Source organism: Dolichospermum sp. FACHB-1250, assembly GCF_014696335.1.
Classification (GTDB): Bacteria; Cyanobacteriota; Cyanobacteriia; order Cyanobacteriales; family Nostocaceae; genus Dolichospermum; species Dolichospermum planctonicum.
Genome location: NZ_JACJPZ010000012.1, coordinates 74,047 through 86,795, shown reverse-complemented (window position 1 = coordinate 86,795; position 12,749 = coordinate 74,047). Strand labels below are relative to the sequence as shown.

Below are 12,749 nucleotides of genomic sequence, written 5' to 3'. Positions count from 1 at the left end.
TCATTGACCTTTAAATAAATAGGAGAAATATCAGCATAATCCCAACCTAGTTCTTCAATAAAAAGCGATGTAAAATCAGCTAATTGCAGGTATTTTTTAACTTGACTACGATTGAATTTCATAAAATGCACTCCTGGGAAAATAAGGTTTTTATTCCACCTTAACCCTTAGCAAGAGGAGGGGGACTAGATGCCAATTTCTCCCCTTTATAAAGGAAAAGGACTAAGAGGGGTAATTAAACTTTACAAAACTTTACACCCCAACTTACTTGTCACTACATCAAAAACAATGTAGGATAAAGACGAACACGGTTAGTGTGATTAGTAATCAGATTCTAGCAATTCCATATTTACTTAAATAAATCTAGTAGGCAGATTTTATGGCAATCCCAACCGATGACAATGATATTCTAGTCGGAACTGATGGATATGATAATATTGATGGCCTTGATGGTAACGATCTGATTCAAGGACTAGCAGACAATGATGGTCTTTATGGCAATGATGGCAATGATACCTTAGAAGGGGGAGATGGGAACGACTACTTAAATCCCGGAGATGGGGTGAATGCGATCGCTGGTGGCACAGGTAGTGATAAGTTAGATCTAAACTATGATTACGATACAGATGGCATCACCATAAATTATAGCAGCCCCACCAATGGCACAATTAGCGATGGTTCAACCATCAAGGAAGTCGAAAGAATTTACCTGGTAACAGGTTCAGGTAATGACAACATTGATATTTCTGCCACCGACAATACTCGCTCTTCAGATCCTTATTATGGTAACAGATGGCAAGATAACGACACCAAAGTTTACGCCAATAATGGTAATGATACCGTCATTGGTGGTTCAGGTGGCGATGAAATCTATGGAGGAGCAGGTAATGACATCCTCACAGGCAACGCCGGCAATGATAAACTAGTCGGTGGAGAAGGTGAAGATATTCTCAACGGTGGTGCCGGAGATGATGAACTTTACGGTGAAGATGGTAATGATACCCTCAATGGTGGAGAAGGAAATGATTATCTCAATGGTGGCAAAGGAATTAATAGCGTTATCGGTGGTGCAGGTAGCGATAAACTGGATTTAGATTATACGACAAACACCAATAACATCACCATTAATTATAGCAGCCCCACCAATGGCACAATTAGCGATGGTTCAACCATCAAGGAAGTCGAAAGAATTGACCTGAAAACAGGTTCAGGTAATGACAACATTGATATTTCTGCCACCGACAATACTCGCTCTTCAGATCCTTATTATGGTAACAGATGGCAAGATAACGACACCAAAGTTTATGCCAATAATGGTAATGATACCGTCATTGGTGGTTCAGGTGGCGATGAAATCTATGGAGGAGCAGGTAATGACATCCTCACAGGCAACGCCGGCAATGATAAACTAGTCGGTGGAGAAGGTGAAGATATTCTCAACGGTGGTGCGGGAGATGATGAACTCTACGGTGACGATGGTAATGATACCCTCAATGGTGGAGAAGGAAATGATTATCTCAGTGGTGGCAAAGGAATTAATAGCGTTATCGGCGGTGCAGGTAGCGATAAACTGGATTTAGATTATACGACAAACACCACTGGCATCATCATTAATTATAGTGACCCCACCAATGGCACAATTAGCGATGGGTTGACGACAAAAGAGATCAAGGAAGTCGAAAGAATTTACCTGGTAACAGGTTCAGGTAATGATAACATTGATATTTCTGCCACTGACAATACTCGCTCTTCAGATCCCTATTATGGTAACAATTGGCAGTATAACGACACCAAAGTTTACGCCAATAATGGTAATGATACCGTCATTGGTGGTGTAGGTGGCGATGAAATCTATGGAGGAGCAGGTAATGATCTCCTCACAGGCAATGAAAGCAATGATAAACTAGTCGGTGGCCGGGGCAATGATATCCTCAACGGTGGGACTGGGAATGATGAACTCTATGGAGAAAATGATAATGATATCCTTGATGGTGGCTTAGGAAATGATACTCTCAATGGCGGTAGTGGAACTGATACCCTGAAAGTTGATTATTCTGCTATTACCACCGTCGGAATTAGCACCACCGTTACCACCCCAAGTAGTGGGACAATTTCCGCAGCGGGTAATATCGTCAACTATAGCAACATCGAGAAATTTAACATTACTGGTACAACCGAAGCAGATAATCTCATCGGTGGCAACTTAGATGATATCCTCATAGGTGGAGACGGTAACGACACCTTTACTGGTGGGTCTGGCAATGACACAATACAAGGTGGCAATGGTAACGACACCATTACTGGTGGTACTGGTGCTGATAGCCTAGTAGGTGGTCGTGGGGATGATATTTACATTATTAATGAATTGGGAGACATCATCACCGAAGGTTCTAACCAAGGTTTAGATACGGTAAGAGCCTCAATTACTTACAGTTTAGCCAGCATTGCCAATGTTGAAAACCTGACCTTGACCGGAACTGCTAACATTAACGCCACAGGAAATGCCATTAACAATATCCTCACTGGCAACAGTGGTAATAATACCCTCAATGGTGCAGCCGGTAATGACCGTCTCATTGGTGTAGACGAAACCAGTGCAACACCAGGAAAAGCAGAAGTTGACACCTTAATTGGTGGAGCAGGACGTGATAGATTTGTTTTGGGCAATGGCAGCAAAGTTTTCTATGATGATGGAGATACAACTAACGCCGGCACCGCTGACTATGCACTAATTCAGGATTTTAACGCCAGTCAAGACTTTATAGAATTATCGGGAGCGAAAAGCGACTATACCCTGAATACTACCTATAGCCCAGACAATACCGCCATTTATCGCAACAAACCTACCGGTGAACCAGCAGAATTAATTGGCATAATTGAAGGTGTGACAGGGCTAAACCTCACTTCTCCTGCCTTTATCACCTATTTTGATTACTTCAATGATTTTGAAACCGCAACCGGAACAGAATGGTCAAATCAAACTCGTTCTATCACACCAGTGGGAGAAAGAAATTTCCTGGGTGAATTTGGTAATGATACCGTTAGTTTGACGCTAAATAATCAGGCTAATAGTACAGTGACTCTGGAATTTGACCTCTTTATCCTCAAAAGTTGGGATGGTAATAGTCTAGTATATCCTGGTCCAGATATCTTTACCCTGGGTATTGCCGGCGGACAAACCCTGCTCAATACTACCTTTTCTTTGTACCCAGATGCAGGTGACCAAGCTTATCCTGGTACTTTTGGTAGTGCAACCTATCCCGCACGCACAGGAGCAACTGAGAATAATACTCTTGGTTATTATTTTGCAGGTTATCCAATGGATTCGGTTTACCGCATCTCCTCCACTTTTCAAGCCCCAAGTAGTAACCTGATAATCAACTTTGCTGGTTCTGGACTTCAAGACATTGGTGATGAAAGTTGGGGTTTAGATAACGTCAAAGTTACCACTTTCACCTCCTCAACTGCTTTATCTGCGGGAACTCTAGCCTTTAGTCAACCCACCTTTCAAGTCAACGAAGACGGCACCGCTGTAGCTGCTGTGACTGTTACCCGTACTGGGGGCAGTAATGGCGAAGTCCGAGCTACAATTACATCACAAGGACAAACCGCTACAAATTGGGGAGATTTTGACCCTACGGCTATTGATGTCACCTTTGGTAATTTAGACACTACAGCCAAAGTGATCACCATTCCTATTTACAACGACTTCAAAGCCGAAAGCGACGAAACCCTGTTATTGGGCTTAACAAATGCCGTCGGTGGTGCAGCCATAGGTACACAAAATACCGCCACCCTCACCATTGTTGATAATAATGATGCACCTGTCACATATTATCTAACTAATGCCGGCAGTTGGACAAATGCCCAGGGGCAAGCGGAGGCATTGGGTGGTAATTTGGTGACAATCAATGATCCCACCGAAAACCAGTTTTTAGTCACTGCTTTTGGTAGTGAAAATTTCTGGATTGGCTTAAACGATGTCGCAGCAGAAGGTAACTTTGCCTGGGTGAATGGAGAATCGTCTAAATACACCAATTGGTATGGTGGTCAACCTGATAACAACAACAATGAAGATTACGTCTTCATGAACTATGGTCCAGGAACTTGGGCTGATATCAGCAACAATAATCTTTACCGAGGCATTGTCGAAGTCGTTAACGGTGTATCTACTTTATCCGTAGGGAATGTCTCCATTGATGAAGAAGCTGTCATTAATGGTAAAATTACCGTAACCGTCACCCTCACAGGCCTTAGACCCGACAAAACCTTCACCGTTGACTATAGCACCGCAGACGTTACCGCCACAGCCGGACAAGATTATACAGCCACAAATGGCACGTTAACCTTTAATCCGGGAGAAAGTGTTAAAACCTTCACCATTGATATTACCAATGACAGAGTTTATGAAGGTAACGAAACCTTTAATGTAACATTGTCAAATCCCACCGGTGGCGCTGTTTTAGGGCAAAATGTCAGCACAATTACTCTCACAGAAACCCCACCGGTTTTAGCTTTTAGTCAGCCGACTTTTATCTTCAAAGAAGACGGGACTGGTACGACTCAAATCACAGTGACGCGCACAGGAAGTCCAGATAATACAGTCAGTGCCACCATTAGTTTAACCAATGGTCAAGCCGTTGCTCCCGACGATTACAACAATAGTTCCATAACTGTCTCCTTTGCCCCTGGGGAAACCAGTAAAGTTGTTAATATTCCTCTAGTTGATGACATCAGATTTGAAGAAGAGGAAGACCTAACTTTAACTTTAAGCAATCCCACAAACAGCGCGATTATAGGCACACAAGCAACGGCAAAATTAACGATTCAGGACAATGACATTAATCAAGGTGTTGTTCTTAATCAAGCAATTCCAGTTATCATTGACAACACAAAATTAAAGGTTAGTAATGTTGGTGCTTTAACAGGGAATTTTGGGCTGTCTTTTAATGGGGTTGATAATTATGTCGAAATTCCCCATAGTGCGGCTTTGAGTTTGAACACCTTTACCCTGGAAGCCTGGGTTAATCAAACTCAAATTAAAGGTGATTACCAACCGATTATTACGAAACAGAATAATGGCGGCTCTGAACGGAATTATGGTCTATTTATTGTACCGAATGGAAGTCGCCTTGATTTTGCTTTTCAAGATAGTAATGGTAATTGGGTAGGCTTTGAAACAAACCAAGGTTCACTCACTCTCAATCAATTAACTCATGTTGCTGCCACTTATGATGGTGCTAAACTGAGTTTATATATCAATGGACAATTAGATACCAGTGTTGATTGGGTTGGTACGCCATTGCAAAATAATTATCCGGTTAAGATTGGGCGAGAACTTAATGCCTGGAATCCTTTTGCTGGACAAATTGACGATGTTCGCATTTGGAATGTTGCCCGTACCCAAGCCCAAATCCAGGCTAATTACAATCAACAACTAGTTGGTAATGAAACAGGATTAGCAGGTTACTGGAACTTTAATGAACCGAGTGGCAGCACTGCATTAGATAAAACCATTAATGGCAATAATGGTAATATTATTGGTGCAACTCATGTTAACCAAACAGGTACACCGACTGAACAACTTGTCCCCGCCAATATTATCTACACCGTCACCGATTTACCTGATAAAGGCGTTTTAGGTTTGACTTCAGGAAGCGACAAAGCCCTGTCTTTTAATGGGGTTGATAATTATGTCGAAATTCCCCATAGTTCGGCTTTGAGTTTGAACACCTTTACCCTAGAAGCCTGGGTTAATCAAACTCAAATTAAAGGTGATTGGCAACCGATTATTACGAAAGAGGCAAATAACGGCTATGAAGTGAATTATGGTCTATATATTGAACCGAATGGAAGTCGCCTTGATTTTGCTTTTCAAGATAGTAATGGTAATTGGCGATACATTTATCCCAGTCAAGCCTCATTAACACTCAATCAATTAACTCATGTTGCTGCCACTTATGATGGTGCCAAACTGAGTTTATATATCAATGGACAGTTAGATACCAGTGTTGATTGGGTTGGTACGCCATTGCAAAATAATTATCCGGTTAAGATTGGGCGAGAACTTAATGCCTATACTCCCTTTGCTGGACAAATTGACGATGTTCGCATTTGGAATGTTGCCCGTACTCAAGCCCAAATCCAGGCAAATCTCAACAAAACCTTAACCGGCACGGAAACAGGACTAGCAGGTTACTGGAACTTCAACAACATCACAGGAAATACCGCCACCGATTTAACCACCAATGGCAACAACGGTACAATTTACGGAGCAACTATTACAGGTAATCCCATTCTCTCCACCGTCACCCCGTTAAAAGTTGGAGATACATTCACTCAAGCGGATATTGACAGTGGCAAGTTAATCTATCAACCCGGTGGTAGTAGTATTCAAGACTTCTTCCAATTCAATTTGACAGATGGTACAAACACCGTTACCAATCAAACTTTCTTCCTCAGTCATACCGACCAAACCACTAACGGTACAGCCGCAAACCAAACCCTCAACGGTACAGCCAGCAAAGACAAAATTAACGGTTTAAGTGGAGATGACATTCTCAATGGCGGTGCTGATCATGACCTCCTCCAAGGTGGTACAGGCAACGATACCCTCAATGGTGAAGCCGGTAACGATTTCCTCTATGGTGGTGTCGGTAACGATTTCCTGTATGGTGGAACGGGAGATGACAGTTATTTAATTGATAGCACCACTGAGACTATTACCGAAAATGCCAACGAAGGTACAGACACAGTTTACAGCACCCTAACCTTCTCCTTGGCTACCCTTCCCAACGTGGAAAACCTGATATTAACGGGAATAGATGCAATTAATGGGACTGGGAACGCAGCTAATAACGTCATTACTGGCAACAATGGTAATAACACCCTTGATGGTGGGGCAGGTACAGATACCCTAATTGGTGGTTTAGGGGATGATATCTACATTGTAGATAGTACCACGGACATCATTACGGAAAATGCCGACGGTGGTACAGATACCATTCAATCTAGTGTTACTTACACTATGGCTACCCTTCCCAACGTGGAAAACCTGACATTAACAGGAACAGCAGCAATTAACGGGACTGGGAACGCAGGTAATAACCTTATTACTGGTAACGATGTTAATAACAGCCTGAATGGTGCGGCTGGTAATGATACCCTTAATGGTGGCGCAGGTACAGATACGTTAATTGGTGGTTTAGGTGATGATATCTACATTGTAGATACTGCCACCGACACAATTACAGAACAGGCCAACGCTGGTACAGATACCATTCAATCCGGTGTCACCTTGACTATTGCTACCAACTTCGAAAACCTGACATTAACAGGAACAGCAGCAATTAACGGGACTGGGAACGCAGGTAATAACGTGATTACTGGGAATACTGGTAATAACAGCCTGGATGGTGCGGCTGGTAATGATACCCTGAATGGAGGGGATGGTACAGATACGTTAATTGGGGGAACTGGCAATGATGTTTATATTGTTGATAGTACCGCTGACACCATTACGGAACAGGCCAACGCAGGTACAGATACCATTCAATCTAGTGTCACCTTGACTATTGCTACCAACGTCGAAAACCTGACATTAACAGGAACAGCAGCAATTAACGGGACTGGGAACGCAGGTAATAACGTGATTACTGGGAATACTGGTAATAACACCCTTGATGGTGGTACGGGTACAGATAGGTTAATTGGTGGTAGTGGCAATGATATCTACATTGTAGATAGTACCACGGACATCATTACCGAAAATGCCAACGAGGGTACAGATACCATTCAATCTAGTGTTACTTACACTATTACGGCTGCTAACGTGGAAAACCTGACATTAACGGGAACAGCAGCAATTAACGGGACTAACGCTACTGGTAACGCAGGTAATAACGTCATCACTGGTAACGCTGGTAATAACAGCCTGGATGGTGCGGCTGGTAATGATACCCTGAATGGTGGGGATGGTATTGACACCTTGGTTGGTGGTATAGGCGATGATGTTTATATTGTTGATACTGCCACTGATGTGATTACGGAGAATGTAGGACAGGGTACAGATATAGTTCAATCCAGTAGTGTCAGCTATACTTTAGCGGACAACGTGGAAAACCTGACGTTAACGGGAACAGCCAATATCAACGGTACGGGAAATGGGATTAATAACACTATTACTGGGAATACTGGTAATAATACCCTTGATGGTGGTGCGGGTACAGATACGTTAATTGGTGGTAGTGGCGATGATATTTACATTGTAGATAGCACTACTGACACTATTACAGAACTGGCCAACGGTGGCACAGATACCATTCAATCTAGTATCACCTATACTATTGCGGCTGCTAACGTGGAAAACCTGACATTGACGGGAATAACAGCCATTAACGGGACTGGTAACGGTGGTAATAACGTGATTACTGGTAATGGTGGTAATAATACCCTTGATGGTGGTGCTGGTACAGATACGTTAATCGGTGGTAGTGGCGATGATATTTACATCGTAGATAGCACCACTGATACTATTACAGAACTGGCCAACGGTGGTACAGATACCATTCAATCTAGTGTTACTTACACTATTTTGGCTGCTAATGTGGAAAACCTGACCCTGACAGGAACAGCAGCAATTAACGGGACTGGTAACGGTGGTAATAACGTGATTACTGGTAATGGTGGTAATAATACCCTTGATGGTGGTGCGGGGACAGATACGTTAATCGGTGGTTTAGGTGATGATATCTACATTGTAGATAGCACCACTGATACTATTACAGAACTGGCTAACGCTGGTACAGATACCATTCAATCTAGTGTTACTTACACTATTTTGGCTGCTAACGTGGAAAACCTGACCCTGACAGGAACAGCAGCAATTAACGGGACTGGAAACACAGGTAATAACGTCATCATAGGTAACGGTGCTAATAACAGCCTGAATGGAGGTGCTGGGAATGATAGACTAACTGGAGGAGTTGGAAAAGATACCTTAACTGGAGGGTTAGGAACAGACCGTTTTGACTACCGCACTTTAAGCGATTCTGTTTTCAGTAACTTTGATGTGATTACTGACTTCAATGCTACTGCTGATTTATTCGTCGTTTCCACTACACCCACCAGATTCCCTAATGCGGGAACTGTGGCAACACTTGATACAGCAGGTATTACAGCTAAGTTAACTAATACTGTCTTTACAGCTAACTCTGCTGCTCAATTTACCTTTGGTACTGGTACTAATACTCGTAGCTTTGTCGCTATTAACGACGCTAACGCAGGATTTAATGCTACTACGGATGCAATTATTGAGGTGACAGGTTTCACAGGGACTTTAGGATTGAATAACTTTACTACAGCCTTAGTTTAGGAAATCCTGGTTTTAACCTAATTGGTAGTAATTTGAGTGTAAGTAGAGACGTTATATAAAACATATAAAACGTCTCTGCTGCTCTCAAAATTCCCAAGTAAACATTAATATCCGCTTAAACCGCTAAAAATCTTTGAATCACATCCTGACTAAGTTCCTGAGTTAAACCTGAAGCAACAATGCCGCCTTTTTGCATGGCATAATAGTAATCTGCCTGACGGACAAAATGCAAATGTTGTTCTACCAATAAAACAGAAATCCCTGTAGCTTCAATAATCTGACGGACTGCGGCCTCAATTTCCAAAATGATTGAGGGTTGGATACCTTCCGTTGGTTCGTCTAATACGAGTAGTTGTGGTCTTCCCATTAAAGCACGAGCGATCGCTAATTGTTGTTGTTGTCCACCACTTAAATCTCCACCCATACGAGAAAGCATAGTTTTTAAAACTGGAAATAGGCTAAAAATTTCTGGGGGAATTTCCGGTTTTTTGACTGGTTTTTGTCTAGCTTCTAATCCCAAAAGCAGATTTTCTTTAACTGTTAATCGCGGGATAATTTCCCTTCCTTGACTTACATAACCAATACCCATTTTCGCCCTTTCATAAGTCGGTTTGGCGTTAATTATCTCCCCTGCAAAATCAATAATTCCGCTGCTGGGGTTGAGTAGCCCCATAATTGTTTTGAGCATGGTTGTTTTTCCCACCCCATTGCGTCCAATTAAACATACCATTTGTCCTGGTAATACGGTCAAATCCACATTTCTGAGAATATGACTTTCACCATAATGAACATTAAGATTAGAAATTTTTAGCATTATAAAATCAACCTGATTAACTATTTTAATTTTCCCCAATTTTCCCCAATTTCACCCCACCCTCCCATAATGACAAGGGAACAGGTAACAGGTGACAGGTGACAGGGGACAGGTGACAGGTGCTACGCCACGGGGACAGGTGCTACGCCACGGGGACAGGTGCTACGCCACGGGGACAGGTGACAGGGAAGAGGGAAGAGGTTTTGGGCAACTTTACTTTTCGTTACTTATGTCGGTTTTTTTCCGTTCACCTACTTATTGCTGATTTACTTAATGGCAAAGGCATTTGTTTAAATGGCTTATTCCCATTCCCACCTCCGTTTTCTCAATCAATTGCTTTTAATAGCTCTTAAAAGGGTATTTTTTCATAAGAGGCATAACTTCCTTGTCTACCTTCCCTCCTTGTCTACCTTCCCTCCTTGTCTACCTTCCCTCCTTGTCTACCTTCCCTCCTTGTCTACCTTCCCTCCTTGTCTACCTTCCCTCCTTGTCTACCTTCCCTCCTTGTCTACCTTCCCTCCTTGTCTACCTTCCCTCCTTGTCTACCTTCCCTCCTTGTCTACCTTCCCTCCTTGTCTTCCCCGTCTTACCCCGACGACAATGTAAAAAACCTACCCTTGTGAGGGGGGGATGTAATTCTCTTCCTGTTTTCCCAAATATACTTCAATAACGCGGGGGTCATTTCTGACTTGCTCAAAATCACCTTCACACAATACCGAACCCTCATGTAATACCGTCACCTTCTTAGCGATTTGTCGCACAAATTCCATATCATGTTCAATGACTAAAATTGAGTGACTTGCCGCTAATGTTAATAACAAATTACCGATATTATAGGTTTCTTCATCTGTTAAACCAGCTACAGGTTCATCAACAAGTAATAAATCAGGAGATTGTGCTACTAACATTCCAATCTCCAAACGTTGCTTTTCTCCGTGGGATAATAAAGCCGCTGGAATATTTGCTTTTGCAGTTAAACCAATGGTTTCTAATAAGCCTTTGAGACTATTTCTTTCCGCAGAATTGAGCGAACGAAACAAAGTAGAAAAAACATTTTTCTGACGATTACTAGTGATTTCTAAATTCTCAAAAGGTGTTAAATTAAGATAGATGCGTGGGGTTTGAAATTTGCGACCAATTCCCAGCCGTGCAATTTGATGTTCAGCTAAAGAGCGTAAATTTTTACCTTTAAATAGGACTCTGCCTATGGTTGGTTGCACCTTACCTGTAATCACATCCAAAAAGGTAGTTTTCCCAGCCCCATTTGGACCTATTACTACCCGCAATTCACCAACATTCATACTAAAATTTAGGCGATTTATGGCCTTAAAACCGTCAAAACTAACGGTGACATTTTCAGTTTCCAATATTTTGGCGTTCATGTTTCACTTCCATATCTTCTTCTAAACTAGGATAGGTATCAGAAAATTTTAATTGCTGACGTTTCCGAAAGGGAATATTTTGTTTATATAACCATCCCATGATGCCGTCAGGAAGCAGAATGACGATAGTTAGTAATAGTATACCCTGAAAAAATAGCCATATTTCCGCGAATTGTTCACTTAAAAAAGTGCGGGCATAATTAACTAATAAAGTGCCAATAACTGCCCCGGTTAACGTGCCTCGTCCCCCCACAGCCACCCAAATCACCATTTCAATAGAAAAGCCAATATCCATGGATCTAGGGGATACAGAACCACTTTGAACGGTATAAAATGCCCCAGCTATACCAGCAATTGCTCCCGAAACTGCAAATACTAATACTTTAAAATCTGTGGGGTCATAGCCAGAATATCTTACCCGACTTTCATCATCACGAATAGCTATTAATAATCTGCCAAAACGTCCACTAGTTAACCAGCGACACAGCCCATAAATAGCCGCCAAAAATATCACCGTCAAGACATAGAAAACAAATTGAGTTTTGCTATCACTAACTATAGCACCACTGCCATTAACTCCCCAAGATAAAGGCGGAAAGGTGGTAAAATCTATCAATCCATTTGTGCCATTAAAAAATTGTTGTTGTCCATTAAAAAAATTGAAAAATACAATAATTGCAGCTTGAGTCAAAATCGAAAAATAAACCCCCTTAATGCGATTCCGAAATACTAAATATCCTAGTAATCCTGCTAACAAACCCGGAATCATCACCACAGCAGCCATAGACAGGGGAAAATCAGAAAAAGGCCGCCAAAATCCAGGAAGTTCCGTAACACCATAAAGTGCCATAAAATCCGGTAATTCCCCGGTGGGAACTTGCAATTTTAGGTACATAGCGATCGCATATCCACCCAAACCGAAGAAAATCCCATGTCCCAAACTCAATAAACCAGCATAACCCCAAATTAAATCAATTCCTAAAGCCACAATAGCCAGAGACAAAAATCGTCCCAATAAATTCAGACGAAAATCTGAAAGTAACACCGGCATAATCAAAATCAAAATCAAAGCGATCGCGCAAACGACTCCCACTTCAACTAATATTAAATTTCGCCCCTTTTTAATTTTCATCATTCCTGCTTTATCCATTTTCTCAAATCCGCGTTTATCTGCGTTTAT

The 12,749-nt window shown here is 41.9% G+C and carries 4 protein-coding genes; 1 reads left to right on the top strand and 3 read right to left on the bottom strand.

The window, feature by feature from the left end:
• Positions 1–379: 379 nt before the first annotated feature.
• Positions 380–9,373: a LamG-like jellyroll fold domain-containing protein gene (locus H6F39_RS20590; RefSeq protein WP_190396405.1), complete on the top strand. Its 8,994-nt coding sequence runs from the start codon at positions 380–382 to the stop codon at positions 9,371–9,373.
• 115 nt (positions 9,374–9,488) lie between these two features.
• Here the strand turns inward: H6F39_RS20590 and urtE are convergent, their stop codons facing one another.
• The 3 genes from urtE to urtC form a co-directional block, all read right to left on the bottom strand.
• A complete protein-coding gene (urtE, locus tag H6F39_RS06325) occupies positions 9,489–10,187 on the bottom strand; it encodes an urea ABC transporter ATP-binding subunit UrtE (RefSeq protein WP_190396404.1) in 699 nt (232 codons plus the stop codon).
• A gap of 611 nt (positions 10,188–10,798) precedes the next feature.
• Positions 10,799–11,569 (bottom strand): urea ABC transporter ATP-binding protein UrtD, encoded by a 771-nt coding sequence (gene urtD, locus H6F39_RS06320; RefSeq protein WP_190371943.1) that lies wholly within the window; start codon positions 11,567–11,569, stop codon positions 10,799–10,801.
• Complete coding sequence (gene urtC / locus H6F39_RS06315; RefSeq protein ID WP_242028614.1) at positions 11,544–12,719, bottom strand: urea ABC transporter permease subunit UrtC; 1,176 nt, start codon at positions 12,717–12,719, stop codon at positions 11,544–11,546. Before urtC ends, urtD begins: the two co-directional genes overlap by 26 nt.
• Positions 12,720–12,749 lie beyond the last annotated feature (30 nt).

What these genes read in the sequence shown, in the direction of transcription:
- H6F39_RS20590 (WP_190396405.1), top strand. Translation starts at nt 380, where the DNA reads ATGGCAATCCCAACCGATGACAATGATATTCTAGTCGGAACTGATGGA.
- urtE (WP_190396404.1), bottom strand. Translation starts at nt 10,187, where the DNA reads ATGCTAAAAATTTCTAATCTTAATGTTCATTATGGTGAAAGTCATATT.
- urtD (WP_190371943.1), bottom strand. Translation starts at nt 11,569, where the DNA reads ATGAACGCCAAAATATTGGAAACTGAAAATGTCACCGTTAGTTTTGAC.
- urtC (WP_242028614.1), bottom strand. Translation starts at nt 12,719, where the DNA reads ATGGATAAAGCAGGAATGATGAAAATTAAAAAGGGGCGAAATTTAATA.